The organism is Mesorhizobium sp. M0276, from assembly GCF_040321755.1.
GTDB lineage: Bacteria > Pseudomonadota > Alphaproteobacteria > Rhizobiales > Rhizobiaceae > Mesorhizobium.
This window is the reverse complement of record NZ_JAMYSC010000029.1, coordinates 16,194-32,727: the sequence shown is the minus strand read 5'-3', so window position 1 is coordinate 32,727 and position 16,534 is coordinate 16,194. Positions and strand designations below refer to the sequence as shown.

Annotated in this window: 17 protein-coding genes; 8 read left to right on the top strand and 9 right to left on the bottom strand. The window is 63.6% G+C overall.

Annotated features, from left to right (window positions below):
* Nucleotides 1–175 precede the first annotated feature (175 nt).
* The 9 genes from frp to NKJ01_RS22080 all read right to left on the bottom strand — a co-directional run bounded on the left by frp (nucleotide 176) and on the right by NKJ01_RS22080 (nucleotide 9,619).
* Complete coding sequence (gene frp, locus NKJ01_RS22120; protein ID WP_352730915.1) at nucleotides 176–511, bottom strand: fluorescence recovery protein; 336 nt, start codon at nucleotides 509–511, stop codon at nucleotides 176–178.
* 52 nt (nucleotides 512–563) lie between these two features.
* Nucleotides 564–2,057, bottom strand: coding sequence for an aldehyde dehydrogenase family protein (locus NKJ01_RS22115; protein WP_502905892.1), 1,494 nt, complete (start codon nucleotides 2,055–2,057; stop codon nucleotides 564–566).
* 112 nt (nucleotides 2,058–2,169) lie between these two features.
* A complete protein-coding gene (locus NKJ01_RS22110; protein ID WP_352730913.1) occupies nucleotides 2,170–2,814 on the bottom strand; it encodes a ThuA domain-containing protein in 645 nt (214 codons plus the stop codon).
* Between the two features lie 41 nt (nucleotides 2,815–2,855).
* Nucleotides 2,856–3,878 (bottom strand): LLM class flavin-dependent oxidoreductase, encoded by a 1,023-nt coding sequence (locus NKJ01_RS22105; RefSeq protein ID WP_352731040.1) that lies wholly within the window; start codon nucleotides 3,876–3,878, stop codon nucleotides 2,856–2,858.
* Nucleotides 3,879–3,947: 69 nt separating this feature from the next.
* Nucleotides 3,948–4,835, bottom strand: coding sequence for an ABC transporter permease (locus tag NKJ01_RS22100; protein ID WP_352730910.1), 888 nt, complete (start codon nucleotides 4,833–4,835; stop codon nucleotides 3,948–3,950).
* Complete coding sequence (locus tag NKJ01_RS22095) at nucleotides 4,832–5,791, bottom strand: ABC transporter permease (protein WP_352730907.1); 960 nt, start codon at nucleotides 5,789–5,791, stop codon at nucleotides 4,832–4,834. The genes NKJ01_RS22100 and NKJ01_RS22095 overlap by 4 nt, the downstream gene beginning before the upstream one ends.
* A gap of 7 nt (nucleotides 5,792–5,798) precedes the next feature.
* Nucleotides 5,799–7,436, bottom strand: a complete 1,638-nt coding sequence (locus NKJ01_RS22090; RefSeq protein ID WP_352730904.1) for an ABC transporter substrate-binding protein — start codon at nucleotides 7,434–7,436, stop codon at nucleotides 5,799–5,801.
* A 33-nt stretch (nucleotides 7,437–7,469) separates the two neighbouring features.
* Nucleotides 7,470–8,246, bottom strand: a complete 777-nt coding sequence (locus NKJ01_RS22085; RefSeq protein ID WP_023759566.1) for a DUF427 domain-containing protein — start codon at nucleotides 8,244–8,246, stop codon at nucleotides 7,470–7,472.
* Nucleotides 8,247–8,260: 14 nt separating this feature from the next.
* Nucleotides 8,261–9,619, bottom strand: a complete 1,359-nt coding sequence (locus tag NKJ01_RS22080; RefSeq protein WP_352606409.1) for an LLM class flavin-dependent oxidoreductase — start codon at nucleotides 9,617–9,619, stop codon at nucleotides 8,261–8,263.
* Nucleotides 9,620–9,747: 128 nt separating this feature from the next.
* Between NKJ01_RS22080 and NKJ01_RS22075 the strand changes: the two genes are divergently transcribed.
* The 8 genes from NKJ01_RS22075 (at nucleotide 9,748) to NKJ01_RS22040 (ending at nucleotide 16,512) form a co-directional block, all read left to right on the top strand.
* Nucleotides 9,748–11,613 carry a dipeptide ABC transporter ATP-binding protein gene (locus NKJ01_RS22075; RefSeq protein WP_352730901.1) on the top strand — a complete coding sequence of 622 codons (1,866 nt, stop codon included), beginning with the start codon at nucleotides 9,748–9,750 and terminating at the stop codon, nucleotides 11,611–11,613.
* Between the two features lie 153 nt (nucleotides 11,614–11,766).
* A complete protein-coding gene (locus NKJ01_RS22070) occupies nucleotides 11,767–12,144 on the top strand; it encodes a hypothetical protein (RefSeq protein WP_352730898.1) in 378 nt (125 codons plus the stop codon).
* 125 nt (nucleotides 12,145–12,269) lie between these two features.
* The gene (locus NKJ01_RS22065) at nucleotides 12,270–13,712 is read left to right on the top strand and encodes a multicopper oxidase family protein (RefSeq protein ID WP_352730896.1); all 1,443 of its coding nucleotides are present in this window, start codon (nucleotides 12,270–12,272) and stop codon (nucleotides 13,710–13,712) included.
* 42 nt (nucleotides 13,713–13,754) lie between these two features.
* On the top strand, nucleotides 13,755–14,195 hold the full coding sequence (locus tag NKJ01_RS22060; RefSeq protein ID WP_127294807.1) for a DUF411 domain-containing protein: 441 nt from the start codon (nucleotides 13,755–13,757) through the stop codon (nucleotides 14,193–14,195).
* Nucleotides 14,196–14,290: 95 nt separating this feature from the next.
* Nucleotides 14,291–14,818: a TlpA family protein disulfide reductase gene (locus tag NKJ01_RS22055; protein WP_352730893.1), complete on the top strand. Its 528-nt coding sequence runs from the start codon at nucleotides 14,291–14,293 to the stop codon at nucleotides 14,816–14,818.
* A 13-nt stretch (nucleotides 14,819–14,831) separates the two neighbouring features.
* Nucleotides 14,832–15,167, top strand: a complete 336-nt coding sequence (locus NKJ01_RS22050; RefSeq protein ID WP_352606417.1) for a hypothetical protein — start codon at nucleotides 14,832–14,834, stop codon at nucleotides 15,165–15,167.
* Nucleotides 15,167–15,952 carry an SCO family protein gene (locus tag NKJ01_RS22045; protein ID WP_352730891.1) on the top strand — a complete coding sequence of 262 codons (786 nt, stop codon included), beginning with the start codon at nucleotides 15,167–15,169 and terminating at the stop codon, nucleotides 15,950–15,952. The genes NKJ01_RS22050 and NKJ01_RS22045 overlap by 1 nt, the downstream gene beginning before the upstream one ends.
* An 86-nt stretch (nucleotides 15,953–16,038) precedes the next feature.
* Nucleotides 16,039–16,512 (top strand): hypothetical protein, encoded by a 474-nt coding sequence (locus tag NKJ01_RS22040; protein ID WP_352730889.1) that lies wholly within the window; start codon nucleotides 16,039–16,041, stop codon nucleotides 16,510–16,512.
* The last annotated feature ends 22 nt before the right edge of the window (nucleotides 16,513–16,534 follow it).

Sequence of the window (16,534 nt, the reverse complement as noted above, 5' to 3'; positions counted from 1 at the left end):
ACCGTCGCATCGCTCAATAGTCGCGGCAGGATCCTAGGGTCTCCGCGACGTCGCTTCGCGACTGCTACGCCCTAGGATGACGAAGGTATGGAGGTCTGTCGATAGTCGCGATGGTTGGGGCTGGCATCAATGGCATTGCTAACCTTCGTAGTTGATCGAAGCGCTCTATCCCTCATCAGAGGCTCTCGGCAAAAGCGATATCCCGGCGAATGGCGTCCCGCTTGTCCTGCGACAGGCCGGCGAGCAGGTTCTCGTCGAGATAGCCTGCCCGAATGAGACCCGCGAAGACATACAGAAGCTGGGAATAGCGGTAGTCGAACATCCGGTCGATCTCGCGGCGCCGCTCACGCAAATAGTCTTCGACCTCCCACATCTCGGCGGGGACAGTCGCGGCGTTGGCCTTGTTCTTGAATTCGGCCATCGTCCTTGCCAGCGCCACCTCAAGTGCAGCGTCGAAGGCGCGGCGTGCGAGCTTCTTTTCGGATGAGGACCAGCTTTCCCTGGAATCCATGATTTGCTCCGTCTTTCGATCATCCCGTCGCAAAACGCCGCCAGACGACCTCTCAATCCGTCCTGATCCAGACGCCTTTCGTATTAAGATATTCATCGAGGTGCTCCGCCCCGCCTTCGCGTCCGTAGCCGCTCATCTTGTAGCCGCCGAAGGGCACTGCCGGGTCGATGGCGTGATAGGTGTTGACCCAGACCGAGCCGGCGCGCAGGCGGTTGGCCAGCTGGTGCGCCTTGCCGAGGTCGCGGGTGAACACGCCGGCACCCAGCCCATAGGGTGTATCGTTGCCGCGCCGCACCACTTCGTCCAGCGTGTCGAACGGCAGCGCCGAAATCACCGGGCCGAAGATCTCTTCGCGGGCGATGCGCATGTCGTCGGTGACACCCGAAAAAACGCTTGGCGCGATGAAATTGCCTGAACCAAGCGCACCTTCTGTGATGCGCTTGCCGCCGGTGACCAGCCGCGCGCCTTGCCTTGTGCCATCCTCGATGAATCCAGCGACGCGTTCGAGCTGCTTGGGCGAAATCAGCGGCCCGATCTCGGTCTCGGGGTCGGCGCCGTCGCCGATCCGAAGCTTCGCCGCATAGGCCGAGACCCGGTCGACGAATTCGTCATGGATCGGCCGTTCGACGAACAGCCGCGAGCCGGCGATGCAGATCTGGCCGGAATTGGCGAACACCGACATCGCCGCGATCGGCACGGCGCGTTCGAGATCGGCGTCGGCGCAGACGATGACCGGCGACTTGCCACCAAGCTCCAGCGAGACGCGCTTCATGTTGCCGGCCGAGGCGCGCAGGATGTTCTGGCCGGTCACTGTCGAGCCGGTGAAGACGATCTTGTCGACGTCCATATGGGCGGCGAGCGGCGCGCCGGCCTCGGCACCAGTGCCGGTGACGATATTGACGACGCCGGGCGGCACGCCGGCCTCCATCATCAGCGCGCCGATCAGAAGCGGCGTCAGCGGCGCTTCCTCGGAAGGCTTCAGGACGATGGTACAGCCGGTCGCCAGCGCCGGGCCGATCTTCCAGATCGAGGCGGCGGTCGGCGCATTCCAGGGAATGATCGCGCCGACGACGCCGACCGGCTCCTTGCGCGTGTACGAGATGATCTCGCCCGGCAGCGAATTGCCGATCGTGTGGCCATGGATCGATGTCGCCATGCCGGCATAGAAGCGCAGCATGCCAAGCACGCGGTTCTTGTTGGCGAGCGTACGCACGATGGGCATGCCCATATCCGTGGTGTCCGAAAGCGCGATCTCCTCCCAATGGCGCTCCATCAGATCGGCGATCTTCAGCAGCAGCACCTGGCGTTCATAAGGCTTGAACCGGCTCCACGGCCCGTCGAAGGAGCGCCGGGCCGCCGCCACGGCGAGGTCGATATCGCTGGAATCGGAGAGCGGTACGGTGCCGATCACGGCACCCGTGGCGGGATTGCGCGTCTCGAAGGTCCGGCCGCTGAGCGCGTCGCACCAGGCGCCGTCGATCAGCATCTTGCGGTGCCGGCCATCAATGGGCGTGTGCAGCGGCAAATCTCTCACCGGTACAGTCATGCTGACGTCCACATCTCCGCAGGCCTAGAGCAATTCCAGGAAAAGTGTGAAACGGTTTTCCCGGGAAAAGCGCATAGCGCTTTCCCTCGGGAATTGCGTCAAAACAAAAACTCTAGCGGGCAGCCCAGATGAGACCTCGCTCGACGATCAGCGCCATCTCCGGCACCGCGAACTCGTCGGCATTGTGCCCCAGCGCGCTGTAAAAAACCTTTCCCGCGCCATAGCGACGCTTCCAGACGACCGGCATGACGACGCCGCCTATCCCCGGGAAATGCGCGTCGGTGAAGATGGTGGTGGCCAACACCTCGTTGCTCGGGTCGACATGCATGTAATACTGCTCCGACCGGTAGGCGAAATCGGCAATGCCGGATGTGATCGGGTCGTCCGGCCTGGTGACGGCGACCCTATAGTCGATGATGTCGCCGGGATGCGCCACCCACTGGCCGCCGGTCATGAACTGATAGTCGGGTTCGTTACGAAAACTGTCGCCCATCGTGCCGTGAAAGCCGCCGAGCCCGCTGCCCCCGCGAACGGCAAGCGTCAGGTTCTGAAGTTCGGCTTTCTCGATCGTCGACATCGTGATCACCGGCACGATGAGATCGAAAGAGGCAAGCTCCGGATCGGCGAACATCGCGGTGCCCTGGCCGAGCGTGACGTCGAATCCGTTGCGCTCAAGCAGCGAGCTGATGATTTTGGCGCTGCGCTCCGGTGTGTGACCTTCCCAGCCGCCCCAGGCGATCAAAGCCTTCCTCGCCATGGTGTACCTCCCTGAAATGATCCGTCTTGAGCGATCCGGTGTCAGCGCCAGCCCAGCGCCGGGGCAACATGGGTCAGGATCGCCTCGATGACATGCGCATTGTAGTCGACGCCGAGCTGGTTCGGAACGGTGAGCAGCAGCGTGTCGGCCTCGGCGATCGCCTCGTCCTTAGCCAGTTCCTTGATCAGCACTTCCGGCTCGGCGGCGTAGCTGCGGCCGAAGATCGCCCTGGTGTTCTCCTCGATGAAGCCGATCTGGTCGCGGCTCTCATTGCCGCGTCCGAAATAGGCCCGGTCGCGATCGTCGACCAGCGCGAAGATGCTGCGGCTGACCGAGACGTGCGGTTCGCGCCTGTGGCCGGCAGCCTTCCAGGCCTCGCGGTAGATGCGGATCTGCTCGGCCTGCTGGATGTGGAACGGCTTGCCGCTCTCGTCGAATTTGAGCGTCGAGCTTTGCAGGTTCATGCCTAGCTTCGCCGCCCATTCCGACGTGGCGTTGGTCGCCGCGCCCCACCAGATCCGCTCGCGCAAACCCTCCGAATGCGGCTCAAGCCGCAGCAGGCCAGGCGGGTTGGGGAACATCGGTCGTGGATTGGGCTGGGCGAAGCCCTCGCCGCGCAGCGTGTCGAGGAAAACCTCGGCGTGATGCCGCGCCATGTCGGCGTCGCTTTTGCCTTCCGGCGGCGCGTAGCCGAAATAGCGCCAGCCGTCGATCACCTGTTCCGGCGAGCCGCGGCCGATGCCGAGTTGCAGGCGGCCGCCGGCGATGATGTCGGCCGCGCCCGCATCCTCCGCCATGTAGAGCGGATTCTCGTAGCGCATGTCGATGACGGCGGTGCCGATCTCGATGCGGCTGGTCTTGGCGCCGACAGCCGCCAGCAGCGGGAACGGCGAAGCGAGCTGGCGGGCGAAATGATGCACGCGGAAATACGCTCCGTCCGCGCCAAGCTGCTCGGCCGCGACGGCAAGATCGATGGATTGCAAAAGCGCATCCGATGCCGAGCGCACCTGCGATTGCGACGAGGGCGTCCAGTGCCCGAACGACAGGAAACCGATTTTCTTCATAGCCATGCGATATAAGGATGCGCGCCAGGCTTCAATGCAAAAGAAACTTTCCAGCGCCCGGTTTAAGGCTCATGCATCGCTATTTTCGAAGGCACCGATGCCTTGTGCGACGAGGTTGGTCGCCATCACCAGCGAGACGATTGCCGCGGAATTGAACACGACGACCCACCATTTGCCGCCGGTCAGGAAGCCGTAGCCGTCGGCGACGGCCAGTCCCCAATCGGCCGACGGCGGCTGGATGCCGAGGCCCAGAAAACTCAGGGTCGCGATCGAAAAGAACGCGTAGCCCAGCCGGGTGACGAGCTCGATGAGGATCGTCTCCCTGATGTTGGGCAATATCTCCAGGAACATGATGGCAAGCGCGCCTTCGCCGCCAAGCCGGGCGGCGCTCACATAGTCGCGCTCCTTCTGCTCGCGCACGGCGGCGCGGACGGTGCGCGCCACCAGCGGCGCATAGGCGATGCCGATCACCAGGATGACGGTCAGGTTCGACGGCCCGATCGCCACCAGCGTCATGGTGACGAGAACAATGAACGGAAACGCCATCAGCGTATCGAGCAGCCGCGCACCGATGGCATCGGTGAGGCCATCGAAATAGCCGAGCACCAGGCCGATGATGCTGCCGGCCGCAACGCCGGCCAGCGTCGCCAACGGCGCAACCAGCAGGATGTCGCGCGATCCAACCACGATGCGCGACAGCACGTCGCGGCCGAGCTGATCGGTCCCGAACCAATGCAAGGCATCGGGCGGCGTCAGCGTCGCCAGAAAATCCTCGGCATAGGGATCGTAGGGAACGAAGAGATTGCCGAACAGCGCGCAGGCGACCCAGAACAGCAGCAGCAGCGTTCCGATCACGACCGATGGGGGCAGTCGGGAGAAAGCACTGCCGATCCTGCGCACCGCTGGCAAACCAACCACAGCGCGCCGCGGCGCCGGAGATTCCGTCAGATCCGTCATTGCGAGGTCCGACGGCGCTGCCGCGGATCGAGCAAGGCCAGCGCGAGGTCGCCCACTGCCGCCGACAGCACGAAGATTGCCGCCATCACCAGCACGCCCGCTTCAAGCATCGGAAAATCGCGTGCCTTGGCCGCGTTCAAAACCAGATTGCCAAGCCCCTGGATGCCGAACAACGCCTCGATCACCACCAGTCCGCCAAGCATGTATCCGGTCTGCGTCGCCAGCACCGCGATGGTCGGGGTCAGCGCGTTGCGCAGCACGTGCCGAAGGATGATCTCGTGTCGATTCAAACCCTTCAGGACGGCGGTGCGTGTGTAGTCGGCGGCTATCGCCTCGATCACGCCTGCCCGCGTCATCCGGGCGATGTAGCCGGCAAGATTGAGCACCAGCGGCAGCGCCGGCAGGATCAGATAATAGCCATGCGTCCAGAAGCCCGCGCCATCTGGCGCAACGCCTGAGATCGGAAACCAGTTCAGCCACAGGCCGAAAACGATGAGCAGCATCAGGCCGGACACAAAATCCGGCACGATGCCGAAGGAAACGCCCGCCATCACGATCAGCCGGTCGATGATGCGGCCGGCGTTGAGACCGGCGATGACACCGCCGCCAACCCCGAGCGGAATGAGAAAGATCAAGATAATGCCGGCAAGGGCCGCGGAGCGCTTGAGGCTTTCCAGCACGAAGGGGGCCACCGGCGCGCGCATCGACAGCGAGGTGCCGAAATCGCCTGTGACGGCCTTGCTGAACCAGAGCCAGTACTGGACGAGAACCGGCTGGTCGGCGCCGAGCCGTTTGTTCAGTTCCGCCACGGCCTGCGCGTCGGCAAACGGCCCGAGCATGACGCGGCCGACATCGCCGGGCAAAACCTGCCCGGCGAAGAACACCAGGATGCTGACCAGCCACAGCGTGAGGACAAGTGTGCCCACACGCGCCGACAGAATGCGGCCGGTCAGCATGTCGCGATCATGCCTGGACGAAGGAAACGCGGTCGAGCAGCAGATGCGAAATCGCGGTGAAGCGCACGCCCTCGACCTTTGAGCTGACGATCCGGCTGTATTGCGAGAAGTAGCTGATGATCGCCGGCGTCTCGTCAAGCAAGAGGGTCTGGATCTTGCCGGCAACGAGGCGCTGTGCCTGCAGATCACGTGCCTTCGAGTAGTCGAGCAGCAGCGCATCATAGGCCGGGTTGTTGAAATGCGCCGCGTTCCAGGCTCCCGAGCTCTTCAGCGTCGCGTTGAGGAAGATATCGGGCGTGCCGCGATGGCCATAGTCGGTGATGCCGAGCACCGAATCCAGCCAGGGCGAGCTGCCGAAAGTCGCCGAGCCATAATAGGCGTCCTGCGGCAGGACATTGAGCTTGACGTCGATGCCGGCCTTCTTGGCGAAGTTCTGGATGATCACCGCATAGTCGGGAATGTCATAGGCGCGCTCGGTGGTCAACGTCACCTCGAAGCCGTTGGGCACGCCCGCCTCGCCAAGCAGCCGCCTGGCTTCCGCAATGTCTTGCTTGCGCTGCGGCACCGACGGATCGGCCGAGGGGAAGATCGGCGCGAACGGGCTGTCGTTGCCGACGATTGCACGGCCCTTGAGCAGGCCCTTGACCACCGCCTCGCGATCGATGGTGAGGGCCAGCGCACGGCGGATGCGCTTGTCGGTGAACGGAGCCTGGTCGGTTCTGAGATGCACCTGGTCGTGTGAGCTCGCCTGCACGCTCAGCAGCTTGAAATTCGGATTGCCCTCGATCGCGAGTTCCAGGCGCGTCGTGCTCGGGATAACGTCGAGTTGGCCGGCCTGCAGCGCCAGCACCTGCGCCTGCTCGTCGTCGAAGAACTTGATCTCGACCCGGTCGGGCAGCGCCTTGTCGCCCCAGTAATCCTCATTGCGCACGAAGCTGGCGCCTTGCTTGGGACGGAAGGATTCGAGCTTGAACGGGCCAGTGCCGTTGAAAGTCTTCTCGAAATCACCGGCATAGTCGGCCGGCAGGATGACGGCATTGTAGACGTCGGAGGAAACATAGAAGGGAAAGTTGCTGTTCGGACCGTCGAGATCGAAAGCGACTGTCTGCTCGTCGACCAGCTTGGCGCCGCCCTTGGACAGGATGCCCTTGTAGGCCGACAAGGCAGACGAGCCGCTGGCCGGATCGACCAGCCGCTCGAAGCTCGCCACCACGTCTTTGGCGGTGACCGCGCGGCCGTCGTGGAATTTCACCCCCTGCCGCAATTTGAAGGTCCAGCGGCTGGCCGTCTCGTCGGCTTCCCAGGACAGGGCAAGCTTCGGCTGCAGCCCGTCCTTTGGGTCGTCGAGGATCAGATATTCGCCGACCTGGCTGATCACCCCGATGCTGGCCGGATCGGTCACCGAAACCGGATCGATCGCCTTGGTCGGCTGGCCGAGCCCGACACGCACTGTGCCGCCTGCTGCTGCGGCAGCGCGCGCGCCCCCCAGCCCCTGCGAGGCGGCAAAGCCGGTCAGGCCAAGCAGTGCGGCATATTTCAGGAGATCGCGGCGCTTGAGAAAGCCGCCCTGATATTCGTCGACGGCGACATTCCAGATGTCTCCCGACAGATTGCGAAGTGCGTCGATATCCCTGTGTTTGGTCATGTTAAAACCCTGCTCTGAAATGAAGATTGAAACCTATGCGACGGGTTCGCCGTCGAGATGGATGCGGTCCACGGCCTGCGGATAGAAGGCGATGAGGCCCTTGATCTTGGGCATCTCCGCGATCGGATCGCGATAGCTCCAGGCGATGTCCGGGCGCACCGTTCCATCGCTCAGCAGACCGGACCAGTAGGAGGCGATGCCCTTGTAGGGACATCGCGTCGTCGTAACGGACGCCGTCAGCCGCTCCAGCCGGATGTCTTCCGCGGGCAGATAGAAGCGGGTCGGCAGATGCGTCTCGAACAGCAGCACCGGACGATGGCTGTCGGCGATCGGTTCGCCGTCGAACCAGACCTGCACATGGCTCGTGCTTTGCAGCACATCGATGCGCGCATAAGGGTCTCGCGCGTGGACGAAGACTTCTTCGTCCTCCTCGAACCATTGGTCGACGGCCTTCCAGGTGAAGGCGATGCGGCCGGCGAGCGGCGCCAGGTTCTCATCCGGCGGCGAGATGAAGGCCCACGCCGCGTTGGCACTGCGCCTGTCGCCGCTGTCGATATCCCAATAGGCCGTCTCGCCACCCACTGGATGCGGTTCGCGATGCAGCGAAGGCTTCAGCACCGACGGGTCGACCGCTGACGGCGGGAAGAAATAGATCGGCAGGAAATGGTTGGAGCGCAGCACCAGCACGTTGCGGCTGTCGGCGATGGTGCGGCCGCCGAATTTGACCCGCACGCGCTTGGGGCTGTGCAGAACGTTGACGAGCTGCGGAGCGGTCGCTTCACGAGGCTGCAATCTTGGGGCGACAGTCATGATCGTTCTCCCGGTCAGGACACGGCGCGCGCATTGTCGCGCTGCTCGGCGAAGCGGTTGGCGGGCCGCGCCAGGCCGAAGCGGTCGCGCAGCGTTCCCTGCGCGTATTCGCTCGGAAACACGCCGCGCCGTTGCAGCTCGGGCACCACCTGTTCGGCGAAGTTCACCCAGTCTTCCGGCAGCAGCGGGAACATCAGGTTGAAGCCGTCGGCGGCACCGGAAACGAACCAGTCTTCGAGTTGGTCGGCGATCTGTCTTGGCGTGCCCGCGACGGTCGGTACAGAACCGCTGTTGGCGAGCTTGCGGGCAATCTCTCGCAGGCTGAGATTCTGCTTCGCCCACTGCTTGACCCGGTTGAGCGACGTGCGCCCGCCATTGAAGGTGCTTTCGTCCGGCAGCGGCGGCAGCGGCCCGTCCGGCGGATAGACGGAGAGATCGATGCCGCTCCAGCTCGACAGCAGGTCGATGCCGACCTGGTCGGGCAGCAGGGTCTGGAGGTATTCCTGTCTTTCCCGGCCTTCCGCCTCGGAAGGGGCGACGATCGGCAGGATGCCGGGCAAGATTTTGAAGCTCTCCGGCCGCCTGCCGTGGCGGGCGAGACGCTCGTTGATGTCCTGGCGATATTTGATGCCATCCTCCTTGGTGCTGTAGATGGCGAAGTGCGCATCGGCCTGCGCGGTGGCGAAGTTCTTGCCGTCCTCGGACGATCCGGCCTGGACGATCAGCGGATGGCCCTGCGGCGGCCGTGAGACGTTGAGCGGCCCGCGCACCTTGAAATGCTTGCCCTTGTGGTCGATGGGATGGACCTTGTCGGGGTCGGCGAAATAGCCCGACGCCTTGTCGATCAGCAGCGCCTCGTCTTCCCAGCTGTCCCACAGCGCCTTGACGATATCGAGGAATTCGGCCGCGCGCTCATAGCGAAACGCATGCTCGATGTTGCCATCGCGGCCGAAATTGCGCGCCTCCTCATCCATCGCCGAGGTGACGACGTTCCACGATGCCCTGCCCTTGCTTATATGGTCGAGCGAGGCGAACATGCGCGCCACATTGTAGGGCTCGCTGTAGGAACTCGACGCCGTCGTGATCAGGCCGATATGGCTGGTCGCCCCGGCCAGCGCCGACAGCAGCGTCAGCGGTTCGAGGCGGGCATTGGCGTAGTGGGCGACACCGCTCTTGACCGAATCCCAGATCGACACGTGGTCGGCGACGAAGATGGTGTCGATCCTGGCCCGCTCGGCCGCCTGCACGAGATCGCGGTAGAACTCGAAGTCCAGCACCTCGCGGCCCGGCGCCCGCGGATGGCGCCACGACATCCGATGATCGCCCTGCGGGTTGAAGAAAAATGCGCTGAGGATCATGTGGGCTCGAGCCATGCCGGTCTCCTTCCAGATCTGCTCCGAGGGACGTCGCGCTGCTTCGGCAGACGGCGACAATCTCTCTTGAGCCCTGAAAGTTAGATTGCGCTCCGGCTTAATTCGAGTAACTTTATAGAGATAATGCATTGAGAAAGTGGAAGCGATTGCCCTCGATCGCGACGCTGGAAGAAAGTGGTTTCAAGCCCCCAATGTTCTCCTCGGTTCTGAACGTCGACCAGCTTTCCATCGCCTATGACGGGCGCAATGGGTCGCATCCCGCCGTCAGCGGCGTCTCGCTGCGCATAGCCGAAGGCGAAGCACTCGGCCTTGTCGGCGAGTCCGGATCGGGGAAAAGCTCGGTGGCGCTCGCCATCCTGCGCTATCTGCCGAGGAATGCCCGCATCGCGGCGTCAGCGCTGGAGTTCCAGGGCCGCGAAATCCGCGACCTCTCGGCCGAGCAGTTGCGCCAGCTTAGGGGGGATCATATCGCCGCCGTCTACCAGCATCCGGGCGCGGCCCTCAACCCAAGCATGACGATCGGCCGCCAGATCACCGAAACGATCATGCGGCATCGCCCGATGCGCCATGACGAGGCGCGCGAGCGGGCTTCCGAACTGCTCGGCCGCGTTCGGGTGAGCCATCCGGAGCGGGTACTGGGGCTCTATCCACACGAACTCTCCGGCGGCATGCAGCAGCGTGCCAACATCGCCATCGCGATTGCGCTCGAGCCATCGCTGCTGGTGCTGGACGAGCCGACGACGGCGCTCGACGCCAGCGTCCAGTCCGAGATCATCGCCATCCTCTCCGATCTGCGCAAGGACCACAAAACCAGCATCCTGCTGATCAGCCACGACATCAACATGATCCGCCGCTCCTGCGACCGGGTGGCGGTGATGCAGTCGGGAAAGGTGGTCGAAAGCGGCGCCGCCGGCGATGTCTTCGACAACCCGTCTCACGCCTATACGAAGGCGCTCATCGCCTCGATCCCGGCGCTCAATTACACCAAGCGGAACGGAAGACTGGCGGAGACGGATAGCCTGACGCCGCACCCAGCGGTCCAGAATGAAGCCGCCGGCCCGCCAAAGGAACGCCGGATCGCGATCGCCTGCAAGGGCATCAGCCATGCCTTCGGCAGCCAGCCAGTGCTGCACGGCATCGATCTCGACATCGGCCAGGGCGAGACCTTCGGGCTGATCGGCGAGTCCGGTTCCGGCAAGTCGACCATGGCACGGATCGTCACCGGCCTGCAGGCGCCCAATGCCGGATCGGTCGAGCTGTTCGGCAGGATGGTGGCGCCGCGCGTCGAGAAGAGGAACCTCGCCGAACGGCGCGACGTGCAGATGGTCTTCCAGTCGCCGGACCGCACGCTCAACCCGCGCCAGCGGATCGGCCGGATTCTCGGCCGCCCGCTGCGCCGGCTCGCCGGCCTGCGTCGCAGCGAGGTGAGAGCCCGTGTCAGCGACCTGCTGGCCTCGGTCCGCCTCGCCGGCGCCACAGCCGAGCAGAAGTCGCGATCACTATCCGGCGGCCAGCGGCAACGGGCAGCCATCGCACGGGCCTTCGCCGGCGTGCCGAAGGTCGTCGTGCTCGATGAACCCACCTCCGCGCTCGACGTCTCCGTCCAGGCGACCGTTCTCAACCTGCTCAACGAACTGCAGCGCGACAAGGACACGACCTATCTGTTCATCAGCCACGATCTCAGGGTCGTGCGCTACATGGCCGACCGGATCGGCGTGCTCTACCGCGGCCGCCTCGTCGAAACCGGCTCATCCGACCAGATTTTTCAGGGCCCCAATCACCCCTATACAGCATTGCTACTGGCGGCGGCGTCCGATGAGGCCGAGCCGAAGCTATCCGTTCCAGTCGACATCGAGGAAGCCCCGAACACCGGATGCTCCTTCGCCGACCGCTGCCCTCTGGTCCTGCCCGATTGCAGAAAGGCCGAACCGCCCGCCAGAGAGACAGCGGCCGGCCATTTCATCGCCTGCTGGCGACACGGCCAGGCTTCGTAAGCGGATTACCGACAGTCCGAAGGCCCTCAACAGCATGGTTCTTCCTCAGGCACGATGCGATGCCGGGATTGTCGCAGCATCGGAATCCAGCTTGCAAATGCCATCTTTTGAGGCCAGCCTAGATGCATGATGGCACGCCGGTCGCCAAAACATATGCTTGTCATGCTCCTCGCGGTATTCCTGACCGCCGGGTTCAGCCTGTCTGCCGCTCAGGCGAGCGTTATGTCGGCGAAGATGATGATGACGACTGGCAGCGGCATGACCATGCCTGCCGACACCGGCATGGCCAAGATGGCCGACACCGCCATGAATGGCGACTGCAACGCCTGCCTCAAGGGCGCGGGCGACACCGGCAAACCGATGCATTGTCCGCCGACCTGCATCGCGCCGGTGCTCGCCGTACTCCCTCAAAGCCTCGCCATCACCATGGTTCCACCGGTGCAGCAACCATCGGCGCTACCGATGCCGTTCCTTCACGGGCGAAGTTCCGTGCCCGACCCATTCCCTCCCAAATCCACCGATCTCGTCTGACGCCGTTTCAGCCATCCCACGGCTGATTTCCGGCGTTTGATTGCCGCTGCGCTTCGCGCCGGCAGGCACACGGCAATTCGACGTCGAGAGGCTCGCCGTCGATTGAGATCGCAAAGGGCTTGAGAGTGAGTATCGATTCCAGTCATTCCATTTCACGCCGCAGGTTCGTCTTTGCCGCGGCGGGCGTTGCTGCGGCCACCCTGGTGCACCCCGCAACGCCAAGAGCATCCGCCGTCGATGAGCGCCGCATCAGGATCGCGCCAGGCCACGCCAGCTTCACCAGCCCTGGCGATCCGCTTACTCCTGTCTGGGCGTATGACGGGACGGTCCCCGGCCCGATGCTGCGCCTGCGCCAGGGCCGACCCGTTCACATCACGGTCGAGAACGGGCTGGACGAGGAAACCACGGTCCATTGGCATGGCATCCGCCTGCAAAACGCCATGGACGGAGTACCCGGCCTAACGCAGCAGCCGATCAAGCCGGGGACAGTTTTCGTCTATGAATTCACGCCGCCCGACGCCGGCACCTTTTGGTACCATCCGCATGCAAACAGCCTTGTGCAGCTCGGTCGCGGGCTCGCCGGCGCCCTCATTGTCGAGGAGACCGAGCCCGTCGCCGTCGACCGCGACCTCTTGTGGTTGCTGCAGGACTGGCGGCTTGCCGACGACGGGCAGATGGCGCCCGGTTTCGGCAGCGCGATGGACGCGGCGATGTCCGGCCGCGTCGGCAACGTCGTCACCATCAACGGCACGGCGCCGGCCGACCAGAGCGTAAGGGCTGGCGAACGTGTCAGGCTGCGGCTGGCCAATGCGTCGCTCGCCCGCATCATGTCGCTGCGCTTCGAAGGCCACCGCCCGGTCGTCGTCGCGATCGACGGCCAGCCCTGTGATCCGCATGAACCGGAGGACGGCCGCCTTGTTCTGGCACCTGCCATGCGCATCGACGTCGTGATCGATATGCAGGGCGACCCAGGCAAGCGTTACGCAGTGATCGACGATTTCTATGACGGCCTCGCCTATACGCTGACCACGCTTGCCTATGACAGCGCATCGCCACTTCGGACCCATCCTCTCGGTACGCCGCTTGGCCTGCCGCGCAACCCGTTGCAGCAACCCGATCTCGCAAGCGCCGAGCGCCAGGAGATCGTCCTGCAAGGCGGCATGATGGGTGGCGGCAAGCTCGCCGGCGTCGGCGGCATGATGGGCATGGCGACACCCGGCATGAAGGGTGGCGCTGCGTGGGCGATCAACGGCATGTCGATGACCGGTGACGGCCACGCCGGCATGGCGCCGCAGTTCACCCTGCCCCGCGGCGCAACCTGTCATCTCACAATGCGCAACGAAACTGCCTGGTGGCACCCGATGCACATCCACGGCTTCAGCATGCTGGTGCTTGCGCGCAACGGTTCGCCGGTACCGTACCGGCAATGGCAGGACACGGTGCTGCTCGCTCCCAGGGACACGATCGAATGCGCGTTCGTCGCCGACAATCCCGGCGACTGGATGCTGCACTGCCATGTCGCCGACCACCAGATGGCCGGCCTCATGACGGTGTTTCGTGTGACCTGATTTTCTCGTCAAAACAACAATAAGACAACAAGGAGTACTGCAATGAAACTGACTTACTCTCTCGCCGCTTTCGCCGTCGCGATCGCAATGCCGCTGCCGGCTGTCGCGGCGACGATCAACGCGGTGATGTACAAGAACCCGCAATGCAGCTGCTGCGAATCCTATGCCAACTATCTGGAACACAACGGCTTCAAGGTCGACATCAAGCCCGTCAACAATCTGTCCCAGATCAGCAGTGACGCCGGCGTGCCGGCGGACCTCGAAGGCTGCCACACGCTGATGGTCGACGGTTATGTCGTCGACGGGCTGGTGCCGGTCGATATCGTCAAGAAACTGTTGACCGAACGGCCCGCCATCACCGGCATCACGCTGGCCGGCATGCCGACCGGTGCCCCCGGCATGGGTGGCGAGAAGGCTGGCCCTTTCATCGTCTACGCCTTCACCAAGGACGGCAAGGCGCCCACCGTCTACGCGACGGACTGAGAGGCAAGCGCTATGTCTGCCGATACGTCGGATTGCCCTGCCCGAACCTGGCTCGCCATGACGTTCCTGCGGCTCGAATCGAGGGAACGGCAGCTATGAAGATGGTCGCTCTCGTTCTCTTCGGCGCACTGCTCGCGGTGCCTGGACCTGCGACGGCCGGCGAGCCGCCGCAGAATTTTGCTGTTCAGGCGAGCCCGCAGCCGCTTCCGGAGATTCAGTTCCAGGACGGCGATGGGCAACCCAAAACGCTCGCCGATTTTTCCGGCAAGGTCGTGCTGCTCAACATCTGGGCGACGTGGTGCGCTCCCTGCCGCAAGGAAATGCCGACGCTCGACAGGCTGCAGGCCAAACTCGGCGGGCCGGACTTCGAGGTCGTCGCGCTGTCGATGGATCGCGGCGGTCCGGACAAGGTGAAAAAGTTCTTCGCCGAGATCGGTATCGAGCATCTCGCCCTCAACATCGACACGTCGGCCAAGGCGATGTTCGCGCTCGGCGCCCTCGGCCTTCCCATGACATTGCTGATCGACCGCCAAGGCAAGGAGATCGCCCGTCTGATTGGTCCGGCTGAATGGGATGCTCCCGACATGGTCGACTTCATCCGCAGCCATTTTGCTGCCAACTGAGAAGGAATTCACTGTGACCGCCACAGAACTGATCCGAGCCAAGGAGGCCTCGTTCGGCCGCAATGTCCTCGCCTCGATTCGCTACTATCTCGGCGGCCGGCGTGGCTTCCCCGCATTGGCGGCGGCCGTGATCCTCGCAGGCCTTGCATCCAACTGGAGCTGGCTGGCCGCGGCGGGCGTCACGCCGCTGCTTCTCAGCGCTTTGCCCTGCGTCGCAATGTGCGCGCTCGGCCTCTGCATGCACAAGATGACAGGTCGCGCCTGTCCGGCCGAAGACGGTTCCCCCAAAGCTGAAGAGGTCGCCGTTGGTCCGACAACGGTGCCCGCCGATCTGAAAGGCAACAGCTGATGCCAGTCCGTATCCAAGAATGGATGCATTTCCTGCGGTGCCTGATTTCCGTTGCTGCGCTGATTGTGGGCTTCGTCCACGGCGCGCAAGCGCACTCGCTCGAAGAACTCGACGCCATGCTTCAGGGCGACGAAAAGTATTTCCAGCAGATCGACAAACCCGCGCCCGACTTCACGCTGCGTACCGCAGACGGGCACATGGTGCGGCTGGCTGATCTGCGTGGCAAGGTCGTCATCCTTCACTTCATCTACACATCGTGCACGGACGTTTGTCCCTTGCATGCCGAGAAGATCGCCGAGATCCAGAAAATGGTGAACGGCACGCCGATGAAGGACCAGGTCACCTTTGTCAGCATCACCACAGATCCGACGAGAGACACGCCGGACGTGATGCGAAAATACGGACCAACGCATGGGCTCGATCCCGTCAATTGGGCGTTCCTGACCACAACCCAGGACCAGCCGGAGGACGCTACCCGCACGCTGGCGGAAGCTTTTGGCCACAAATTTACCAAAACGGACGACGGCATTCAGGCGCACGGCATCGTCACGCATGTGATCGACAAGGAGGGCTATTGGCGCGCGAATTTCCATGGCCTGGATTTCGCACCCAATTCGGCGGAGTTTCCGGCAAAATGGCCCGTTCCCTCATGCTGGCCATTGCAACGCAACCGCCAGGTGGCGCCGATCATGGCGGGCTTCATCGTCGGCGACCAGATTTTCCCGGGCGCGACCGATCTTGCGACGATGAAGAGCCTGGTCGAGCAGGCCAGGGCCGCCAACTGAGCCAGATATCGCACCCCAGTCGACGAACGGTTCTGCGCGGCATTTTTGGGGCCGCCGCGATTATGGGCTTCCTCAGGGATACGGATTTGGCAATCGCCGCGGAGGATCCAGGCCTGGCGAGCCGCTTCAAAGACCTCAGCGAAAACGGCAACAGCACGTGCTCGGCCAAATTCACGGAATCGATCGCCACCATGCCGAGCACCTCGCGGATCAAGGGCTCGTGCTGCAGCCCGATGGAAATGAAGCGCTATGTCGAGCAGGTGAACGGCTTGGCCAGATACCGAGACATAGCGATGATCCCGAGCGATCCGTACGATATCCCGGCGGGCGTCGCGCAGAAGATGATGCCTTACTACGATGTGAAACTCACCAGCACCGAACAGCAGACCTACGACTATGCGATGGCAAATTCCGAGGAGAAGGGTCCGTGCTGCTGCCAATGCTGGCGCTGGAAAGTGTATGGCGGCCTGGCGAAATACCTGATCCACGAGCACGGTTTTAACGGCAAGCAGATCGTCGATGTATGGGACCTCTCCGACGGCTGCGGCGGGGCAATGTAAAATTGCCGTGGCGCGCTGGCTT

What these genes read in the sequence shown, in the direction of transcription:
- NKJ01_RS22080 (WP_352606409.1), bottom strand. Translation starts at nt 9,619, where the DNA reads ATGGCTCGAGCCCACATGATCCTCAGCGCATTTTTCTTCAACCCGCAG.
- NKJ01_RS22115 (WP_502905892.1), bottom strand. Translation starts at nt 2,057, where the DNA reads ATGACTGTACCGGTGAGAGATTTGCCGCTGCACACGCCCATTGATGGC.
- NKJ01_RS22070 (WP_352730898.1), top strand. Translation starts at nt 11,767, where the DNA reads ATGCTTGTCATGCTCCTCGCGGTATTCCTGACCGCCGGGTTCAGCCTG.
- NKJ01_RS22045 (WP_352730891.1), top strand. Translation starts at nt 15,167, where the DNA reads ATGCCAGTCCGTATCCAAGAATGGATGCATTTCCTGCGGTGCCTGATT.
- NKJ01_RS22105 (WP_352731040.1), bottom strand. Translation starts at nt 3,878, where the DNA reads ATGAAGAAAATCGGTTTCCTGTCGTTCGGGCACTGGACGCCCTCGTCG.
- NKJ01_RS22085 (WP_023759566.1), bottom strand. Translation starts at nt 8,246, where the DNA reads ATGACTGTCGCCCCAAGATTGCAGCCTCGTGAAGCGACCGCTCCGCAG.
- NKJ01_RS22110 (WP_352730913.1), bottom strand. Translation starts at nt 2,814, where the DNA reads ATGGCGAGGAAGGCTTTGATCGCCTGGGGCGGCTGGGAAGGTCACACA.
- frp (WP_352730915.1), bottom strand. Translation starts at nt 511, where the DNA reads ATGGATTCCAGGGAAAGCTGGTCCTCATCCGAAAAGAAGCTCGCACGC.
- NKJ01_RS22100 (WP_352730910.1), bottom strand. Translation starts at nt 4,835, where the DNA reads ATGACGGATCTGACGGAATCTCCGGCGCCGCGGCGCGCTGTGGTTGGT.
- NKJ01_RS22055 (WP_352730893.1), top strand. Translation starts at nt 14,291, where the DNA reads ATGAAGATGGTCGCTCTCGTTCTCTTCGGCGCACTGCTCGCGGTGCCT.
- NKJ01_RS22060 (WP_127294807.1), top strand. Translation starts at nt 13,755, where the DNA reads ATGAAACTGACTTACTCTCTCGCCGCTTTCGCCGTCGCGATCGCAATG.
- NKJ01_RS22095 (WP_352730907.1), bottom strand. Translation starts at nt 5,791, where the DNA reads ATGCTGACCGGCCGCATTCTGTCGGCGCGTGTGGGCACACTTGTCCTC.
- NKJ01_RS22090 (WP_352730904.1), bottom strand. Translation starts at nt 7,436, where the DNA reads ATGACCAAACACAGGGATATCGACGCACTTCGCAATCTGTCGGGAGAC.